Annotated in this window: 14 protein-coding genes; 6 read left to right on the forward strand and 8 right to left on the reverse strand. The window is 67.8% G+C overall.

Going from position 1 to position 19,078, the window contains the following annotated elements:
• Nucleotides 1-195 precede the first annotated feature (195 nt).
• The 6 genes from OE229_RS00690 to OE229_RS00715 all read right to left on the reverse strand — a co-directional run bounded on the left by OE229_RS00690 (nucleotide 196) and on the right by OE229_RS00715 (nucleotide 9,479).
• On the reverse strand, nucleotides 196-477 hold the full coding sequence (locus OE229_RS00690) for a hypothetical protein (protein WP_262139261.1): 282 nt from the start codon (nucleotides 475-477) through the stop codon (nucleotides 196-198).
• Between the two features lie 39 nt (nucleotides 478-516).
• Complete coding sequence (locus OE229_RS00695) at nucleotides 517-831, reverse strand: hypothetical protein (protein ID WP_262139262.1); 315 nt, start codon at nucleotides 829-831, stop codon at nucleotides 517-519.
• A 9-nt stretch (nucleotides 832-840) separates the two neighbouring features.
• The gene (locus OE229_RS00700; protein ID WP_262139264.1) at nucleotides 841-1,335 is read right to left on the reverse strand and encodes a hypothetical protein; all 495 of its coding nucleotides are present in this window, start codon (nucleotides 1,333-1,335) and stop codon (nucleotides 841-843) included.
• Between the two features lie 1,522 nt (nucleotides 1,336-2,857).
• Nucleotides 2,858-3,649: a hypothetical protein gene (locus tag OE229_RS00705; RefSeq protein WP_209135325.1), complete on the reverse strand. Its 792-nt coding sequence runs from the start codon at nucleotides 3,647-3,649 to the stop codon at nucleotides 2,858-2,860.
• 1 nt (nucleotide 3,650) lies between these two features.
• On the reverse strand, nucleotides 3,651-9,080 hold the full coding sequence (locus OE229_RS00710; protein WP_262139266.1) for a DUF6531 domain-containing protein: 5,430 nt from the start codon (nucleotides 9,078-9,080) through the stop codon (nucleotides 3,651-3,653).
• A gap of 117 nt (nucleotides 9,081-9,197) precedes the next feature.
• On the reverse strand, nucleotides 9,198-9,479 hold the full coding sequence (locus OE229_RS00715; RefSeq protein ID WP_027466625.1) for a hypothetical protein: 282 nt from the start codon (nucleotides 9,477-9,479) through the stop codon (nucleotides 9,198-9,200).
• Nucleotides 9,480-9,686: 207 nt separating this feature from the next.
• On the opposite strand from OE229_RS00715, the gene OE229_RS00720 reads away from it, so the two are divergent.
• The 6 genes from OE229_RS00720 to pstB all read left to right on the forward strand — a co-directional run bounded on the left by OE229_RS00720 (nucleotide 9,687) and on the right by pstB (nucleotide 17,292).
• Entirely contained in the window at nucleotides 9,687-11,852 is a 2,166-nt protein-coding gene (locus tag OE229_RS00720; RefSeq protein WP_182066806.1) for an RNA degradosome polyphosphate kinase, read from the forward strand.
• The gene (locus OE229_RS00725; RefSeq protein ID WP_262139268.1) at nucleotides 11,849-12,796 is read left to right on the forward strand and encodes an NUDIX hydrolase; all 948 of its coding nucleotides are present in this window, start codon (nucleotides 11,849-11,851) and stop codon (nucleotides 12,794-12,796) included. Before OE229_RS00720 ends, OE229_RS00725 begins: the two co-directional genes overlap by 4 nt.
• 368 nt (nucleotides 12,797-13,164) lie before the next feature.
• On the forward strand, nucleotides 13,165-14,271 hold the full coding sequence (gene pstS, locus OE229_RS00730; RefSeq protein ID WP_262139270.1) for a phosphate ABC transporter substrate-binding protein PstS: 1,107 nt from the start codon (nucleotides 13,165-13,167) through the stop codon (nucleotides 14,269-14,271).
• A 142-nt stretch (nucleotides 14,272-14,413) separates the two neighbouring features.
• A complete protein-coding gene (gene pstC, locus OE229_RS00735) occupies nucleotides 14,414-15,364 on the forward strand; it encodes a phosphate ABC transporter permease subunit PstC (RefSeq protein WP_110861811.1) in 951 nt (316 codons plus the stop codon).
• A gap of 13 nt (nucleotides 15,365-15,377) precedes the next feature.
• Nucleotides 15,378-16,463 carry a phosphate ABC transporter permease PstA gene (gene pstA, locus OE229_RS00740; RefSeq protein WP_182066809.1) on the forward strand — a complete coding sequence of 362 codons (1,086 nt, stop codon included), beginning with the start codon at nucleotides 15,378-15,380 and terminating at the stop codon, nucleotides 16,461-16,463.
• Nucleotides 16,464-16,512: 49 nt separating this feature from the next.
• Nucleotides 16,513-17,292, forward strand: coding sequence for a phosphate ABC transporter ATP-binding protein PstB (pstB, locus tag OE229_RS00745; RefSeq protein WP_182066810.1), 780 nt, complete (start codon nucleotides 16,513-16,515; stop codon nucleotides 17,290-17,292).
• Between the two features lie 195 nt (nucleotides 17,293-17,487).
• On the opposite strand, the gene OE229_RS00750 is transcribed toward pstB, so the two are convergent.
• A complete protein-coding gene (locus OE229_RS00750) occupies nucleotides 17,488-18,363 on the reverse strand; it encodes an anti-sigma factor (RefSeq protein ID WP_262139272.1) in 876 nt (291 codons plus the stop codon).
• Nucleotides 18,360-18,959 (reverse strand): ECF RNA polymerase sigma factor SigK, encoded by a 600-nt coding sequence (sigK, locus tag OE229_RS00755; protein ID WP_027466633.1) that lies wholly within the window; start codon nucleotides 18,957-18,959, stop codon nucleotides 18,360-18,362. The genes OE229_RS00750 and sigK overlap by 4 nt, the downstream gene beginning before the upstream one ends.
• Between the last annotated feature and the right edge of the window lie 119 nt (nucleotides 18,960-19,078).

The following is a 19,078-nucleotide window of genomic DNA, read 5'->3' on the forward strand; positions in this document are numbered from 1 at the left end:
GACGTCGAACCGGTAGCGCTCCCCCTCGGCCAGGTCCTCCTCTTGTCGCGATCCGCAGCCCAGACAGCACGAGCGCCCCGCGGTCGGACGTCTCGAACACGACCTGCGACGTCGACGAGCCGATGGCCGTCAGGGAGCGAAGCGAGCCCGCAGTGCTGTGCGCGGAGCTGACGGTGCGAGTCGTTCAGTCCTGGATCACTCGACCGCAGCCCCAGTGTCCGTCGTGCGGTGCGGGGCAATGTCGCGTCGCACCGCTTCGGAAAAGGCCAGCACCAGCGCCCCCAGCTCGCTCTTGTAGGGCCAGGTGTCGGCAACAAGGCGGGCGGCGCCCTGTATCCCGCTGCGGTACGCCGGATGGTCGGGCGCCTGCTCGAATGCGGCAATGAGGGCAGATCGTACGGCGGCTATCTTCACAGCCGACGCGGCGTCCTCGACGGCGTGATCGTCGAGTTGCTTGAGCAATTCCGACAAGGTCATGTTCTGCCGTGCCCCTTCAGCGCTGGAACAGCGAGTCCATCACGGGAATGTGCGCGTCGCCCGAAGCAGCGCTGAGAGTGACCGCTGGAACGCTTCGGTCGCAGGGACATCGCCCGTGCCGTCAGGCGTGACCACGAACATGTCGCCCATGCCCCCTGCCCCCGTGTTCGACGCGGAGTAGATCCTTCGGTAGATCCGCCGCCGAGCAAGCCACGCCTCCTCGACGCGGAGCGCCTCGGCCTGGCGGAGGTAAAAGCCCTCCGCCTCACGAGCCCCCATCCGGCAGAGGAATCCGGCCACCTCGTTGCACAGCGCGATGACCTCGTCCCGTGTTCTCCTTCGTCTCAGCATCACCGCTCCGGCTCACTCGTCCTTTGGGCTGTCACGCGATCCACGCCGAGGAACCTCCGAGGCGGCCACTGCGGCGTAGCTGTAGATCTCCGGCGCCACCTTCAGGATCTTGAGGCCGGAACGCAGCTTGAAAGAGCCCGCACCGACCGTGAATCGGTAGCGCTCGCCTAGTTCCACCGCAGACGCTATCCGCTGCATGCTGGACCGATCGACGCCTTCCAGGTAGAGAAGATTCCCGCAATTCGTGTGGAAGGTGACCTGGGGCTGTGCACCGCCGGCTCCCTTCGCGGACCGGGAAGACGACATGTTCGCCTCTGCCGAATCGACCCGACACACAACCTTCATGCGGTGCCCATCGTCGTACGACGCGAGAATCGACGGGCCGAAACCGAACGTGCCCACCGGGATCCCGATGATCAAGAACAACAGTCCGATGGCCTGCAACCGCTCAAGGAAGACACGCGCAGGGCCCTTTTGAGCAGGACGATACGTGCCGACGACGCCCACTCGAGTCAGCGGGCGATAACGGCACACTCGACTGCTCAACTCACCATCACCGACCTTCTCGCACAGGCGGCGAGTTTCCGCCGCCGCGTGCCGAGCGCTCTTGCCACTCCCTGCTCCTCAAGCCACAACGTCACCGCCGGACAGAGCTATTTCGCTCACAACGCCTCGGAAACGGAAGCCAAGATGCAATCACCCTACACTCTTGATCAGCTCCATCCCGTACGTCTCCGGCGACACATGCAGAAGACGAAGTGTTGAACGAAGGTCGAAAGACCCCTCCCCGACACTGAACACGTAAGACCTATCCACCTCAACAGCGTCGGCTATCTTGCGCATATATCGCGAGACACTCCACGTTTGAGAATGAGTTCACCGCAGCTAGCGCCGATCACCACCTGCGGATCGGAACTTCCGACTCCGTTGGTCCCCCGGCTCGACGCAACATCGGCCCGTGCGGCGTTGGCGACACAGTGCACTTCGATCATGTGATGAACGTCGTAGGATTTGAGGATCAACGGCCCGACCCCGAAAAGCATCGCGGGGCCACCGACAATCAACGCCAACACAACAATCGCCGTGACCCGACCTCGCACAACTCGACGACGTCGCTGGACACCGGGCCCTTCGGCCCCGTTCGAGATCTTGTCACGCGCGTTCTCTCGCAATCAGAGTGAATCTGCTCGGCAGCACTCCTACAGAGCAGCCTTGGATGTTGCAACTCGTCGCTCATACTCGAAAAGCTGTCGGATACCGATTGATCACCTGGAGCGCACCTCGGAACCACCAGGAGGATGCGCCTAACGAAAACTGGAACGTCCCGCCTCCAGACAAATCCCGCGCAACGTGCTCCTGTGAAGACTTTCTCACCCCCTGCAAGATGAGAACGCCGCAGTCTTCTGTCTCCACCTTCACGTAGGAGAACGGTGCCCCCAATCCAGTGCGGGTCGCCGTAGACCCTGCGTAGACCTCTGCGCCAGAGACGCTGCACGGCATAGTTTTCCGGTGCGTTTCATCGTACGCGCTCATCCAATATGACCACATCAGCAGCACTACTAGCGAGACCATGACGCCGAAAGCCCAGACGCCCAGGATGATCCAGGACCCTCGATTGCCCTTCTTCGGGGGCTCCGGCGCGGCGGCTGGCTCACTCAATCAGTACACCTCTCGTCACGGAGCGACGTGCTGCGGCACATGCGCCGCTGTCGGCCCTCGACACCGTTCAGCACCTCTAGCCCGCTGCCCCGCCGACCGAGCAACCGAATTCGCTTGTTGGCATCAAGCAGCTGCCACATGGTCGCCTTCGTGTGACCCCAGCAGATATGACTTCGGTGCAAAGGCACACCTCCAGGCCGGCCGGGGAAGTCAACTACGGAATCCAGTCAGCTGGCATTATTTGGCCAGGACACGACGGTCACTCACGGAAAGCGGCGTCGCATAGTCAGATCGTAATCCTGCCTCTGTTTCCGTGGACGCGCTACCCCTTTGCTCGCAGTGCCATCCTCGTGAAGAGCGCCACCATCAATCACGGCAGCGAAGGCCGAACAGTCAACACGTCACCACCGCGCCAGGTTCCTGCGGCGTCATCAACCCTCTTCTTCGCAAGGAACGCTTCGACGATCTTCAACGCTGCTTCTACGTCCAGCGTGAGGCCTCGAGCCACGGGAGCAGAAACGTTTCCCATGGCGATCTCGACAACATCCGACGCATCAACCGGGCCACCGAGCGGAAGCTCCCACCGCTCTTCATCGGTTGCGTCCTCGGTCCTGAACACGATGATCTCCCCTGCCGCATCACCACAGATGTTGATCTGACGATCTCGGTCGATGACGATGACCAATGTTCGTTCACGGCCGTCGAGGCCACGAACCTTCGCTTCCACTTGAGCCGCAGTCGGGGAGTTCTGCACGTATCGCCGGCCGCGCACCCACCACTGCAGCGCAGGTCCCGAGGCTCGGTCACGACCAGGGAGGCCCCTGTCGGCGTACCGCCGGGCCAGTGCCCCGAGGGTCCAACCGGCGATGAGGCTCATGAACCAGGTCTGGATCGACAGCTGCGCGCCGACGAGCAAGAACTTGGTTGCAAGGGGCCCTCCGAAGAACGCGACCGCAAGGCCGACCATTGCCCACCCCGAGCCGAGGAACCCCAGCAGGCCGGCGACGGCGACGGCGAGCAGCACATTCGTCAAGACGACCGGGAACGTCAGCTGCTGCAATCCGAAGAAGAACGCGACCGCGGCCGTGAGGGCGATCAGCGTGACGTTACCGACGACGCCCGCTCGACTCAGCGGGCGATACCGGCGCTCTCGAGTACTCAATTCACCATCCCATCAGGCCACTCACGGCATCGTGGACGACGTCTCCTCCAGCGCCGACAGCGGAACCGATCGCCGCTCCTCCCCGAAGGGCAACAGCGTTTCGCCCGCTTCCGGTCAATCCCTGCCACGTCTGGGTCTGAGTATAGGGAACCTTGCGAAGGGCATCGAAGTTGGTCTGGGTGTACTTCTCGCCGAACGAGAGGTGGGGGGCGGCGGCACCCGACGCCGTGCTCCAGATCACGTCGTTCCAGGACATGTCCTCGCCCGATATCCAGTGGTCGACAGTCGTGCCAGCCGTAGCCCCCACCGATCCCACGGCCGATGTGCCCAACTTTGAGACCACTGACTCCACCGGACGTTGCAAGTGCTCTGCGATGCTCCCTCCGGCTGGACCGGCAAGGCCACTGACGGAGCCGGCCACGAACCCACCTCCAGCGGAACCAAGCAGCCCTCTCGCAGTGATCGGCTTGTTCGACGTCACGCTCGTGACGACGTTCGCAGCAACACCGAAGCCAGAGCCAGCCGCGCCGTTGACTGCCATGTTCGTTGCTAGGGACTTGACGACCCTGGTCGTAGGGGCAGCGACGTTTTCGGCGACGCGAAGCCCTTGCCCGCCGTACTTCGCGGCCTTGAAGAGCGACCCCGCCCCTCCCGGGATCGCGCCAAGCGCGGTTGCGCCGGCCACCTGAGCCCAGTTGACGTTGCCAGTGGTTGCCTTCTGTGTGATGACATCGATACCGCCACTGATCAGCATCATCCCGGCTGGTCCGCCAACTCCCGTGAACATCAGGATGCCGCCGCCCACAATCGCAGCTCCGCCAACGACGTACTCCCAGTTGTCCTTCCACCAGCCGCCATCGAACACCCCTTGATGCGCATCCCGGTACGTCTGGAGGTCAGCGTCGGTCGCCGGCCGGAGACCTAAGGGGTCCACCGAGTGCAACGGATCGTTCCCGGCGTAGGAGTACGGGTTCCCTGACCATCCCGACCCGAGCACGGGCGCGAGTGGGTCAACAGACAGGAAGCCACGGGCGGCAGGGTCATAGACGCGAGCACCGAGCCACTCGAGGCCGCCGATGCTGATTCCACCGGTCGCGGTGAGTTTGACGGTTGCGGGCAGCGCGGCGACGGACACCCCGGCGAGCACCGCCCATGGGTCGGATGCATCGGTGGCCCGGGCGTCGCGCCATCCCGGCGTGGTCCACTTCGTTCCGACGGCGGTGACGCCACCCGGGAGGTCGAGGACGCTCGTCCCACCGATCGAAATCAGGGAAGGCACGGCGGCCGCGGTGTCCCACCATGCCTCGACGTCATCGACGGCGGCGAGTTCGCCGAGCGCGTCCGTCCACACGTCGTTGCGCGCGGTCTCGGCGTAGGAGGGGTCGCGGGTCACGAGCCCCGCGAGGTACCCCAGCGGCGACCAGGTGTACTCGGTCGTGGAACCGTCCGGCTCGGTGCGACGCACCCGGCGGCCGAGCCCGTCGTGCAAGTATTCCGTCCGCTCACCGTCGCGCAGCGTGGCGGTCAGCTGTCCGGCGCGGTCGTACTCGTGCGTGGTCGTGACGCCGTCGACGGTCTCGGACACCAGCCGACCGGCGGAGTCATACTCCCAGGTGGAGTCGCCTGCGCGGACGAGCTGCCCGGCAAGGTCGAACGTGTAATCGACGCGTCCGTCGGGGCCATCGATCGCGGCGACCCGGCCGTCGTCGTCGCGTGCGATCCGGGTGACCTGGGCACCGTCGGGCGTGGTCGTGGTGTGTGCCACGAGGACACCACCCTCGTACGACCACGCCTGCACGAGGTCTCCGGTCGCCGACTGGACGATGCGCCCGGCGGCGTCGTACGCGAAGGTGCCGGCTCCGAGACCGCCCCGCTCCACCGCGGTCACGTGTCCGGCGGCGTTCCGGCGGAACGCGGTGTGGGTTCCGGCAGGGTCGATGCGCGCCGTGCGGTTCCCGTCGGCGTCGTACTCCCAGCCAATCGCCGCCGAGCCACGGCTTCGACGGACCAGGAGCCCCCGTCGGTCGTGGTGCAGCTCGTGCTCCACACTCCGTCCGGCACCGCGGGTGTGGTCGGTGACGACCAGAGTCCGGCCGAGGGCGTCCCGCCGGAGCTCGAACTGGACGACACCGTCGACGCCGACGTCCCGCTGCCGGCCGGCCGCGTCGTAGGACCAGGTGACGGTGTGGCCGTCGGGATCGGTCTGGGCGATCTGACGGCCCGCCGCGTCGTAGGCCGCGGTCGTGGTGCGCCCGAGCGGGTCGGTCACGCCTGTGATGCGGTCAGCGTCGTCGTACGTGCGGGTTGTGACCCCACCCGTTGGGTCGGTGACGGTGGTGAGCCGACCTCGCTCGTCGTGGGCGAAGGTGGTGACACCGCCGAGACCATTGACGACCGCGGCGAGCTGACCCGCGGCATCGTAGCGGAACCGGCGACGGCCGTACCGTGCGTCACGGACCGAGACGACCCTCCCGGCAGCGTCGTAGCGGAACCGACTGGTGCCGGACCCCGGCGTCGTACGCGCGACCACGCGCCCGACTGCGTCGTAGATGATCTGCTCTGTGTCCCCAGTGGGCAGCGTCCACCGGACGACACGCGAGTGCGCGTCGTACTCGAGCACGGTGCGTGCACCGGTCGGATCGGTTGCGGCCGACGGACGGCCGCAGAGGTCGTACTCGTAAGTTGTGCGTGCGCCGGACGGGGTGGTGAGCGCGATCACCCGGCCCGCGAGGTCGCGTTCGATCCTGGTCAGTCCGCCCTCCCCGTCGACGAGTTCGATGGGGCGTCCCGCAGCGTCGTAGGTGACGAGCTCGGAGCCGAACTCGTCGCTGGCGCTCTCGACCGGTCGTCCGTAGGCGTCGAACCGCACCGTGACCGCGTCGAAGGCGTCGCGCAGCGACGCGACCCCGGTCTTGACATCCTCCGCGAAGTCCTGACGGACCCCGGTCGGGTCGACCACGCTCGACAGGCGGCCGTTCACGTCGTATTCGCGGCTCCAAGTCGCGCCCGCCGGGTCGGTGACGGCCTGGAGGCGCGACAAAGCGTCGTGCGCGAACGTCCAGTCCGCGCCGCCCGGCATCTCGAGCCGCGCGAGGTTCGCCTGGTCGTCGTACGTCCCGGTCGTGGTGCGACCCAGGGGGTCGGTGACGGTGTGCAGTTCGCCGTCCGGTGAGTATGTGTACTCGGTGCGCGCCCCGAGTGGGCCGATGACCGCGCTGATCCGGCCGCCGGTTGCATACTCGAAGCGCCAGACCGCTCCGTCGGCATCCTGCCGGGACTCCAGCAGACCCGTGGCGTCGTAACGGTACTCGGTCCGAGCGCCGGTGGGGCTGATCGCCGCAGTCGGCCGTCCGGCGGCATCACGCTCGACGCGCGCGGTGTCACCGAGCGCGTTCGTCGTCGCGATCAGCTCGCCGAAGGCGTCGTACTCGAGTTCGATCCGCACGCCGGTGGGGTCGTCCACCCGGCGCAGGAGCCCCACGTCCCAGGTCAGCTCCGTCCGGCCGCCGACCGGGTCGATGATGACCGACGGGTCGCGATCGTCGCCCACGTACTCGTAGGTGACGACGGCACCGGCCTCGGTGACGACCGTCGTCACGCGGTCCTGGTCGTCGTACCCGTAGGTCAGGTCGCCGCCGGACGGCGTGACGGTCCGGGTCTTCCGGCCGCGGTCGTCGTACGCGTGGACGGTCACCGACCCGTCGCGCTCGGTCGCCGACACCAGGTTGCCGTGCCGGTCGTAGCTCATCGACTGGCGTCGGTCGTCGGAGTCGATGACCCCGACCAGACGCCCCTTGGCGTCGGCGATGTAGGAGTTCGACCGCGAGCCGTCGTGGTCCGACACCACCGTGACGCGGCCGGGCAGGTACGCGAAGCGCACGGAACGGCCGTGCGGGCTGATCTGTTCGACCACGCGACGCTGGTCGTCGTAGGTGTTGTCGACCTCGACGACGCCGGCCGCACTCGTGACCGTCGTGATCAGGTCGTCGTCGTTCCAGCCGTAGGTCCGGGTGCCGACGGCGTCGGTCGCCGAGACGAGTCGGCCGCGATCGTCGTACCCGTACTCGACCCGGCGGCCGTCGGAGGTGCGGAGCACCGCTACCCGGCCGTCGACGTGGTCGACGTCGATCGAGCGACCGCGCTCGTGCACCAGACGGACGACGACGTCGTCGGCGTCCCGCTCGACGCGGACCGCGGTACCCGCGCCGCCGCGCTGTCCGAGCCACAGCCCGGACGGTGAGAAGTCGATGCGTTCGCCCTGGTTGTCGCGGACGACGAGCCGGTCGCCCTCGTCCGCGAGCCAGCGGTTCTCGCCGACGCCACGGGCCCAGCCGTCTCCGTCGCGCGGGAAGCGGACCTGGCGGCCGTCAGCACCGACGAACGACGCACCTTCGTCGTCGAGGAGCAGGCGGGTCTCGAGGATCGACGCCCACCCCGGTCCGAAGAGCCCGACGTGCTGGTCGAGGGAGTTGTACATGCGGGTCACCTGCAACGCCGCAGATGCACCGGTGAACGCCAGGTCGAGCTCCGGCTCGAGGAAGTTGCCCGTCGTGGTGTTCACCGGGTCCATCGAGAAGCCGGTGGTGGGCTGAGCGCCGTAGGCGGTCGGCGGCTCGAACTGCAGATCGGTGCGGGTCTGCGAGACGCCGGCCGCGGCGAGCGCGGCTGCGAGCCCGGAGTCCGCGACGGTCGAGACCTCGCCTTCGCCTCCCGCAGCCGCGAAGGCGTCGGCGACGGTGTTGGCCCACGTGACGTCCTGGTCGTTCGCCGCGATCCACTGCTCGAACGCCGTCACGACGCTGCCGGCGTCGATGTGGGCCCACGAGCACTTCGCGGCGAAGTCGGCGAGCTTGCCACGGAGCGCCCCGGGCTTGCCGTCGAGGGCGCGGTTCAGCGTCGAGGAACCGGTCGCGAACGAGCGGAGGTCAGCGGGCCGGGCGGAGGACGTGCCGCCGCCGCCACCACCGCCGGCCCCGGGGTTCGGGGTGTCACGCGGCTTCGTCGTGACCGCTGGCGGGTCGAACTTCGGCGCCGGTTCGTTCTCGACGGTCGGCATCGGGTCGTAGTGGACCGTGTCGTTGAGGAAGTCCTGGAAGCCGTTGCGGCCGTCCTCGCGCTCCTGCCACTCGCGGGCGGTCTTGCGCCGCGCACGCTCGTCGGCGGCGGCCACCTTCATGGTGTCGATCCACCCTGCGACGGTCTCGAGGGCGTCGACGATGTTGGTGGCGTCGCTCGATGCCGTCCCCGCGTTCTGCGTGAAGAGCTGCGAGAAGTGCCCGCGGAACTCCTGGGAGGCGGTCGTCACGTACGACTGCCTTGATGCCTTCTGCCCGCTGATCGCGTCAGCCGACGCGGTCAGCGAGCTCTTCAGCGCATCCGCGGTGGCATCGTCGAACTCGATCGGATCCGTGTTGGCGTGGATCTTCGCCATGGTCGTCCCCCCAGGGTCGGTGCTGGTCGTGCTGATCGTGCTGGTGAAGCGGCCCCACCGACCGCGAACGCCCGGGCCGCCGCGAGTGCGACGGTCCGGGCGGGAACAGGCTGGTGCTTACGCGCCGCCACCTGCGGTGAAGATGTCCTGCGAGATCTTGTCGAGCTGGGTGCGGAGCTGCTCGAGCTCGGTCTTCGCCTTGTCGAGAGCAGCCTTGGTCTCCGGCCAGGTGGACCCGCGGAACGTCGCCGCGAGCGGGCCGTCCCAGACGTTCGAGTCGGACAGGATCCGGCCCTGGGCGTCGAGCTGCGAGATCTGGTCGGTGAAACCACCGTTGATGATCGACTGGACCTGACGGATGGCGGTCTTGGCCTGCTCGGTCGAAAGGACACGCGACATGATGAACCTCTTTCATTCGTAGCTGCACCCCCGCGCAGTGGAATCCCCCCGGAGGCTCTGACACGGCCCACCATACCCACGAAGCCGGGGAGATGTCACCGTCCGCATACCGTGACGTTTCCTCCACACACCGACGGTTCACCACGGGTTTCCACAGCAGCCACCGAGGCCCCTCCGACCGTGGGGGCCGGGTGGCAGGATGTGGGGATGGACACCGAACCGCAGCTCGACGGCGAATCCGTCGCACCCGACCTCGACGACTTCGACGAGGTCGTCGAGATCGAGCACGAGTCGCTGCCGACGGACCGCTACTTCGATCGTGAGCTCAGCTGGCTGCGGTTCAACCAGCGCGTGCTCGAGCTCGGTGAAGACCGCACGCAGCCCCTGCTGGAGCGTGCGAACTTCCTGGCGATCTTCGCGTCCAACCTCGACGAGTTCTTCATGGTCCGCGTCGCCGGCCTGAAGCGCCGCATCGACACCGGCATCGCCGTCCCCACCAACGTCGGCCGTGCTCCCAGTGACGTGCTGCGGGACATCGCGAAGAAGGCCCACGAGCTGCAGGACCGGCACGCCCAGGCGTTCATCGGGTCGCTCAAGCCGGACCTCGATGCCGCGGGCATCCACATCGAGCACTGGTCCGACCTCGACGAGGCCGACCGGCAGCGGATGCGGGAGTACTTCAACGAGCAGATCTTCCCGGTGCTCATGCCCCTGGCCGTCGACCCGGCGCACCCGTTCCCCTACATCTCCGGGCTCTCGCTGAACCTGGCCGTGCGGGTCCGCAACCCGAAGTCGCAGCGGCAGGAGTTCGCGCGCCTCAAGGTGCCGCAGAACTTCTCCCGCTTCATCAAGCTCCCCGACGACAACTCCGGCCGGATGCGGTTCATCCCGCTCGAAGACCTCATCGCGAACCACCTCGACGACCTGTTCCCCGGCATGGAGGTCCTCGAGCACCACGTGTTCCGTGTGACCCGCAACGAGGACGTCGAGATCGAGGAGGACGAGGCCGAGAACCTCATCCAGGCCCTCGAACGTGAGCTGCTGCGCCGCCGGTTCGGTCCGCCGATCCGCCTCGAGATCACCGAGGACATGGACCCGGTGACCCTCGACCTGCTCGTCCGCGAACTCGACATCACCGAGGAAGAGGTCTTCCGGCTGCCGTCGCCGCTCGACCTGGGCGGCCTGTTCGAGATCGCGAAGATCAGCCGTCCTGACCTGCACTACCCGAAGCACGTGCCGACGACCCCGGTGCAGTTCCAGCCGGGCGAGCCGAACACGAAGCCCGACCTGTTCCGTGCGATCAAGGCGAACGACGTCCTGGTCCACCACCCCTACGAGTCCTTCGCCACGAGCGTGCAGGCGTTCCTCGAGCAGGCGGCCGCCGACCCGAACGTCCTGGCGATCAAGCAGACGCTCTACCGCACCTCCGGTGACAGCCCCATCGTCGAGGCGCTCATCGACGCCGCGGCAGCCGGCAAGCAGGTCCTCGCGCTGGTCGAGATCAAGGCGCGCTTCGACGAGCAGAACAACATCACCTGGGCCCGGAAACTCGAGAAGGCCGGTGTCCACGTGGTCTACGGCCTGGTGGGGCTGAAGACGCACTCGAAGCTGGTGCTCGTCATCCGGCAAGAGGGCGGGACGCTCAAGCACTACAGCCACATCGGCACGGGCAACTACAACCCGAAGACCTCGCGCATCTACGAGGACATGGGCCTCTTCACCTCGGACGACACCGTGGGCAAGGACCTGACCCGCCTGTTCAACGAGTTGTCCGGCTACGCCATCGAGAAGAAGTTCAAGCGCCTGCTCGTGGCACCGCTGCACCTGCGGAAGGGCCTGCTCAAGCGCATCCAGACCGAGGCGGCGAACGCCCGTGCCGGCAAGCCCTCGGGGATCCGGATCAAGGTCAACTCGATGGTCGACGAGCAGATCATCGACGCGCTGTACCTGGCGAGCCAGGCCGGGGTGCCGATCGACATCTGGGTGCGCGGCATCTGTTCGCTCAAGCCGGGGATGGAAGGCGTCAGCGACACCATCCGCGTGCGGAGCATCGTCGGGCGGTACCTCGAGCACTCCCGTGCCTTCGCGTTCCACAACGACGGGGACCCGGCGGTCTTCATCGGCAGCGCCGACATGATGCACCGCAACCTCGACCGTCGCGTCGAGGCGCTCGTGCGGCTGGTGGCCCCGGACCACATCAACGAGATCCAGGAGATGTTCGACCTGGCGATGGCCGACACCGCCAGCTCGTGGCACCTGGAGTCCGACGGCGAGTGGACGCGGCACTCCACCGACGATGCGGGCCGTCCGCTCGAGGACGTGCAGAATGTGACCATGCGGAAGATCTCGGCCCGGAAGCGCTCGACTCGGTGAGCGGCGGTCCCTCGGGCCCCGTCGTCGCTGCGGGTGCGGTCGTCTGGCGCGAACAGGACGGCACACCCCTCGTGCTGCTCATCCACCGCGACCACCACAAGGACGTCTCCCTGCCCAAGGGCAAGGTGGACCCGGGCGAGGCCGTCCCGACGACCGCCGTGCGCGAGATCGACGAGGAGACCGGCTACCGCGTCCACCTCGGTGCACCGCTCGGCACCGCCGAGTACGTGCTGCCGAACGGCCGCGACAAGGTCGTGCACTACTGGGCGGCCCGGGTCTCGGCCAAGGAGTACGCCCGCGCCGGTGCATTCGTCCCGAACCACGAGGTCGCCGCAGTCGAGTGGGTCACGATCGACGACGCCCGCAACCGCCTGACGTACGAGCGGGACGTCGCGATCCTCGACCGGTTCGCCGAACGCGCCGCCGCCGGGCAGCACCGCACGTTCGCCCTGATCACCCTGCGCCACGCCAAGACGGTGCCCGGCTCGGACTGGGACGGCCCCGACGCCACCCGTCCGCTGCTACCGGTCGGCCGCTCGCAGGCCAAGGCCGCCGCCGCACCGGTCGCGGCGTTCGGCCCGAAGAAGATCGTGAGCAGCACGGCAGCGCGGTGCCTCGCGACCGTCGAACCGCTGTCCGCCGCGACGAAGCTCGGGGTCTCGAGCACCCCCGACATCAGCCAGGACGCCCACGACCGCGGAGCCGCAGACGTCAAGGGCGTCGTCCGGCGCCGGCTCGACAAGGGCAAGACCGCTGTGTTGTGCTCGCACGGCCCGGTGCTGCCCGACATCATCGCCCGGATCGCCACCGCGACCGCCGACGACTCCGGCCGCTTCGACCTGCGCCGCGCCGCGATGCTGTCCGTCGGGGACTTCTCCGTCATGCACATCGCCGGGGACGCCCTCGTCGCGGTCGAGACGCACCGCAACACGATCCCGGCGTAGCCAGCCACCGCCGGGCCGCAGCGCCACCACACCGCAGCGCCACGCACCACAACGCCGGACCGCAGCGGACGCGCTCGAAACCCGGCCACACGACGGGGGCGCGCCGCGCCCGGGAACGCGATCCGGGCCTCCCGACCGCTCGTCCGCGACCATGCGTGCGCATCTTCCGAACGAGCGCACAGTGCCCCCGATCCTGCTCCCCGCGCGGAGGCGGCGCACGCTGCCCCGACGTCGACAACCCCTCGTTCACCTTCCGTTCACCAGCGGGGGTGATTGCGGTCACCTCGCGTCCCTACAGTCGCTCCCGGGTCGGCACCGGCCCAGGGACCGCAGTGGTCCCACTGCATTCCATTCCCGAAGGGACCCCTGTGAACATCAAGCGAATCGGTTCGATCGCAGCAATCGCGATCGCCGGCGCAGTCGTGCTCTCCTCGTGCGCGGCGAACGAGGACGCGGGCAGCACCGAGTCCTCCTCCACCAGCGGTAACGACTACTCGAGCCTCTCCGGCACCCTGACCGGCTCCGGCTCGTCGGCACAGCAGACCGCGCAGGCCACCTGGGCCGCCGGTTTCCAGAACGAGGCCTCGGGCGTCACGGTGAACTACACCCCGGACGGCTCTGGCGCCGGCCGCGAGAACTTCATGTCGGGTGCCGCGGACTTCGCCGGTTCCGACGCCGCGCTGAAGGACGAAGAGCTCTCGGGCACCTTCGAGTCCTGCAAGGCGGACACCAAGGGCATCGACATCCCCGTCTACATCTCCCCGATCGCGATCGCGTACAAGGTGGACGGCGTCAGCGACCTGACCCTCGACGCGAAGACCATCGCGGGCATCTTCTCGGGCAAGATCACCAAGTGGGACGACTCGCAGATCGCCGACCTGAACAAGGACGCGAAGCTGCCGGACGCCGACATCACGGTCGTCCACCGCTCCGACGACTCGGGCACCACGCAGAACTTCTCGGAGTACGTTTCCGCGAACGCCTCGGACGTCTGGACCGAAGAGCCCAGCCAGACCTTCCCGTACTCGGTCGGTGACAGCGCGAAGGGCACCTCCGGTGTCGCCTCCGCGATGGGCAACGCCACCAACGCCATCACCTACATCGACGACTCCGGTGCGGGTGACCTCGACCGCGCGAAGCTGATGGTCGGCGACAAGGCGACCGAGCTCTCGGCCGACGGTGCCGCGCAGGTCGTCGCCGACTCGAAGATCGCGACCGGCCGTGAGGACAACGACCTCGCGATCGACATCGACCGCAAGGACACCGCTGACGGTGCCTGGCCGCTGGTCCTCGTCTCCTACGCCATCGCGTGCCAGGAGTACAAGGACGCCGACAAGGCCGAGCTCGTGAAGGGCTACCTCGACTACGTCGTCTCGAGCGCCGCTCAGGACGCCGCTGCCAAGGAGGCCAAGTCGGCCGCCCTCTCCTCCGACCTCGCGTCGAAGTCCAAGGACGCGGTCGCGTCCATCAAGTAAGGCCCCCTGAGCGCCCGGACGCCGGTCCCACCCACCTGACCGGCGTCCGGGCACTCAGCCGTCCAGGACCACCCCGCCCGGACGCGCACCACCACCCCAGAACCCGTCGCCTCCCCCGGCGTCCCTCCGACAGGAGTACCCCATGACGACCGCACCGGCCCAGCCAGGGGCCACCGTCACCCCGATCAAGCCGAAGGCCGTCGTCCGTGTCGGCGACCGCGTCTTCTCCGCAGCCTCGGTCATCGCCGGCGGCCTCATCCTCTTCGTGCTCGTGCTCGTCGCCGCGTTCCTCGTCTGGCAGAGCATCCCGGCCTTCTCCGCCAAGGTCGGCGAGCTGCCGGGCAAGGCCACGAACTTCTGGGACTTCGTCGGCCCCCTGGTCTTCGGTACCGTCTGGTCCGCGCTCATCGCGCTCGTGATCGCCGTGCCGCTGTCCCTCGGGATCGCCCTGTTCATCTCGCACTTCGCGCCGCGTCGACTCGCGCCCGTCCTCGGCTACGTGATCGACCTGCTGGCCGCGGTGCCGTCGGTCGTCTACGGCCTCTGGGGCATCGCCGTGCTGGCGCCCCTGGTGAAGCCGTTCTACGTGTTCCTGAACGAGTACCTCGGCTGGTTCCCGCTGTTCTCCGGCCAGGTGTCCGGCACCGGCCGCACGATCCTGACCGCGTCGATCGTCCTCGCCGTCATGGCGATCCCGATCATGACCGCGGTCATGCGTGAGATCTTCCTGCAGGCCCCGACGCTCAACGAGGAAGCGGCCCTGGCACTCGGCGCGACCCGCTGGGAGATGATCCGCCTGTCGGTCCTGCCGTTCGCGAAGTCCGGCATCGTGTCGGCGATCATGCTCGGCCTCGGTCGTGCGCTCGGCGAGACGATGGCGATCGCGCTGGTGCTGTCGGTCTCGACGAACGTCACGTTCCAGATGCTGACGTCGCAGAACCCCTCGACGATCGCCGCGAACATCGCCCTGCAGTTCGCCGAGGCATCCGGTACGGCACTGAACGCGCTCATCGCCTCGGGTCTGATCCTCTTCGTCATCACCCTGGTCATCAACATGCTCGCGCGGTACATCGTCCGCAGCCGAGTCAGCTGAGAGGTCGCACCCGATGTCCCTCGCGCTCCGTCAGACCGGCACCGCCGGCAACGTCTACGCCAACGGCAAGCTGCACGCCTCCGTCCCGTGGCTGCTGCTCGTCGGCAGCTGGGTCGCCCTCGTCCTGGTCTTCGCCCTGCTCAACGCCGGTGGCGCCGTCAAGGACTTCAACATCGTGGCCGCGATCTTCCTCGGCACGGTCCTGTTCGACGTCCTCATCGTCGTCATCTCGCGCATCGTCGAGGGCGGCCGCAAGGCGGTCGACCGCCTGGTCACCTCGCTCGTCGTCACGGCGTTCGTCATCGCGGTCCTGCCGCTCGTGTCGCTGCTCTGGACGGTCATCGCCAAGGGCGTCGCCCGCTTCGACGCGAACTTCTTCTCGTACTCGATGCGCGGGGTCATCTCCGAGGGCGGCGGCGCGGTCCACGCCCTGATCGGCACGCTCGAGATCACGCTGTTCGCGGCGCTCATCTCGGTGCCGATCGGCCTGCTCACCTCGATCTACCTGGTCGAGTACGGTCGCGGCGCACTGGCGAAGGGCATCACGTTCTTCGTCGACGTCATGACGGGCATCCCGTCGATCGTCGCCGGTCTGTTCGCCTACGCGCTCTTCGCGCTGTTCCTCGGCCCGGGTGCCCGCTTCGGCCTGGTCGGCTCCGTCGCGCTGTCGGTGCTGATGATCCCGATCGTCGTGCGCTCCACCGAAGAGGTGCTGAAGATCGTCCCGATGGAACTCCGCGAGGCCTCGTACGCCCTCGGGGTGCCGAAGTACCTCACGATCCTCAAGGTCGTGCTCCCCACCAGCCTCGCCGGCATCACCACCGGCGTCATGCTCTCGATCGCCCGCGTCATCGGTGAGACCGCCCCGCTGCTCGTCACGGCCGGCTTCACCGCGAGCATGAACTACAACCTGTTCCGTGACCCGATGATGACCCTGCCGGTGTACGCGTACACGCAGTACTCGCAGCAGGGCGCCAACCCGGTGCCGTTCGTCGACCGGGCCTGGACCGCGGCCCTGGTGCTCATCCTGATCGTGATGCTGCTCAACCTGCTCGCCCGGTTCATCACCCGTCTCTTCGCCCCCAAGCTCAGCCGCTGACCCTCCGCCCCCGCGGAACCAGCGACACCACCCACCCAGAAGGATCAACGTGTCCAAGCGCATCGAGGTCGACGGCCTCAACGTCTACTACTCGAAGTTCAAGGCGGTCGAGGGTGTCGACATCACCATCGAGCCCCGCACCGTCACGGCCTTCATCGGCCCGTCGGGCTGCGGCAAGTCCACCTTCCTCCGCACCCTGAACCGCATGCACGAGGTCATCCCCGGCGCATGGGTCGAGGGCTCGGTCAAGATCGACGGCGACGACCTGTACGGCGCCGGCGTCGACCCCGTGCTCGTCCGTCGTCAGGTCGGCATGGTCTTCCAGCGTCCGAACCCGTTCCCCACGATGTCGATCCGCGACAACGTGCTGGCGGGTGTGAAGCTGAACAACAAGCGCGTCTCGAAGTCCGAGGCCGACGACATCGTCGAGCGCTCGCTGCAGGGTGCGAACCTGTGGAACGAGGTCAAGGACCGCCTCGACAAGCCCGGTATGGGCCTGTCCGGTGGGCAGCAGCAGCGTCTCTGCATCGCCCGCGCGATCGCGGTCGAGCCGGACGTGCTCCTGATGGACGAGCCCTGCTCGGCACTCGACCCGATCTCGACCCTGGCCATCGAGGACCTGATCGAGGACCTCAAGAAGGAGTTCACGATCGTGATCGTGACCCACAACATGCAGCAGGCGTCGCGCGTCAGCGACAAGACGGCGTTCTTCAACATCGCCGGTACCGGCGCTCCGGGCAAGCTCATCGAGTTCGACGACACCGCGACGATGTTCTCGAACCCGTCCGTGCAGGCCACCGAGGACTACGTCTCGGGTCGCTTCGGTTGATCGGCATCCGTCCGTCGCGCTGACGGACTGCCTGGAGGCCCGGTGCACGTCCGCCACGGACGCGCACCGGGCCTCCGTGGTCACGCCGGAGCGCCGGCAGCGTGCCGAGGCGGACGCGGAACGACGAAGCCGCTGTCGTGGGACAGCGGCTTCGTCGTTCTGCGTCGGTGGCGGTCCAGCGGGAGCGCCGAGGCGTCACGCCGTGGTGGTGGGGACCGCCATGATCGGCGAGGTGGTCGGCTGCTCGGAACCGCCCTCGGGCTCGACCGTCATGCCGATCGTCGCGCCCTCGGACATCGCACCCTTGAGCACAGCGGAGTGCACACCATCGGCCGCACCGTCGACCAGGCCGGCCGACTTGATGGTGCCGCCCTGCTCCTCGGAGCCGATGTACCAGAGCTCGTACGTCTTGCCCTTCGGTGCCTGTTCGACACCGTCGAGGATCACCGCGGACTTGCCGAGGTCGTTCGACCACACGACCGTCGCGGATCCGCCGCCCGCGACCTTGGTCGTGGTGCGCTGGAAGTCCGAGGCTGCGTAGATGCGGTCGAGGCCGCTCGAGGCCTGCGTGGTGCCGGTGCCGGACCCGTTCGGATCGAAGATCGACCCGACGCCGAGTCCGCCGAAGAAGACCGCGGCGACGGCGGCTGCGGCCGTCAGCATGACGGCCGGACGCTGGAACCAGCGGCGGCGGGCCTCGGACGATGCCCGGCCACCGGCGGTGGGACCGTCAGTGATCGAGGCGACGTGCCCGGCGGGCTCGGGGCGCGCCTCCTGGACGGAGGTGGTCCCGGCGACCGGGGTCTGGTCGACCGTCGTGTCGGCGAGGGGCGCGGCCTGCGGGGTCGTGGCGATCTGGGCCAGCAGCGACGCCTTGAGCGACGCGGGGGGCTCGATCGGTGCGACGGCGTAGGCGAGCTGCAGCGCGGTCTCGCGCAGCGAGTCGTTCTCGGCCTGCAGCTCGGGGGACGTCCGGAGGGCGTCCTCGAGGAGTGCGCGCTCGTCGTCGGACAGCGCGTCGAGTGCGTGGGAACCCGTCATCAGTGCGGGGTCGTCGTGGCGTTCGGTCATGAGGTCACCCCCATCTCGTCTCGGAGTCGGATCATCCCGTCACGGAGACGGGTCTTGACGGTGCCGATGGGGACACCGAGGTGTTCGGCCATCTCGCTGTGCGAGTAGCCGCCGTAGTACGCGAGCTGTACGGCCTGCCGCTGGAACTCGGTGAGCTTCGCCAGCGCCCGGCCGACGCGCTCGTGCTCGATGCGGATCTCGACGGACTCGGAGACCTGGTCGAACCCGGCCTCGAGGTCGCGGATGCCGATCTTGGTGTCGCGGTCGTGCGACGACTGCGAGGCACGGACCCGGTCGACCGCTCGGCGGTGGGCCATGGTGAGGACCCAGCTGGCGGCCGTGCCGCGCTTCCGGTCGAAGCGGGTGGCCTGCTGCCAGACCTCCAGGAAGACCTCCTGCGTGACCTCTTCCGACTGCGCGCGGTCCCGGAGGAGTCGCGTGATCAGACCGAGGACCCGACCGGAGAGTGCGTCGTAGAGGTCCGCGAAGGCGGCTTGGTCACCGGCGGCGACCCGGGCGAGGAGGTCGTCCGGCGATGCCTGAGCTGGCTCTGACGAGCTCCAGCGTTCGGTGTCGCTATCCACAAGGGCAAGCATTGCAGGTTTCCCTCCTCTCGGTTGCTTTCGTTGACCAGGCGGTGAGCACGAAGCCCCCGCATGGGCGATCGAGACGAGGGGCCGGCGTGACCCACAGGGAATTGACCGGCGGTGCCGGT

Source organism: Curtobacterium poinsettiae (genome assembly GCF_025677645.1).
GTDB classification, from domain to species: domain Bacteria; phylum Actinomycetota; class Actinomycetes; order Actinomycetales; family Microbacteriaceae; genus Curtobacterium; species Curtobacterium poinsettiae_A.

Excerpts from the sequence above, each read along its gene's own strand:
- OE229_RS00690 (WP_262139261.1), bottom strand. The coding sequence starts at position 477 with ATGACCTTGTCGGAATTGCTCAAGCAACTCGACGATCACGCCGTCGAG.
- OE229_RS00710 (WP_262139266.1), bottom strand. The coding sequence starts at position 9,080 with ATGGCGAAGATCCACGCCAACACGGATCCGATCGAGTTCGACGATGCC.
- OE229_RS00715 (WP_027466625.1), bottom strand. The coding sequence starts at position 9,479 with ATGTCGCGTGTCCTTTCGACCGAGCAGGCCAAGACCGCCATCCGTCAG.
- OE229_RS00720 (WP_182066806.1), top strand. The coding sequence starts at position 9,687 with ATGGACACCGAACCGCAGCTCGACGGCGAATCCGTCGCACCCGACCTC.
- pstC (WP_110861811.1), top strand. The coding sequence starts at position 14,414 with ATGACGACCGCACCGGCCCAGCCAGGGGCCACCGTCACCCCGATCAAG.
- pstA (WP_182066809.1), top strand. The coding sequence starts at position 15,378 with ATGTCCCTCGCGCTCCGTCAGACCGGCACCGCCGGCAACGTCTACGCC.
- OE229_RS00750 (WP_262139272.1), bottom strand. The coding sequence starts at position 18,363 with ATGACCGAACGCCACGACGACCCCGCACTGATGACGGGTTCCCACGCA.
- sigK (WP_027466633.1), bottom strand. The coding sequence starts at position 18,959 with ATGCTTGCCCTTGTGGATAGCGACACCGAACGCTGGAGCTCGTCAGAG.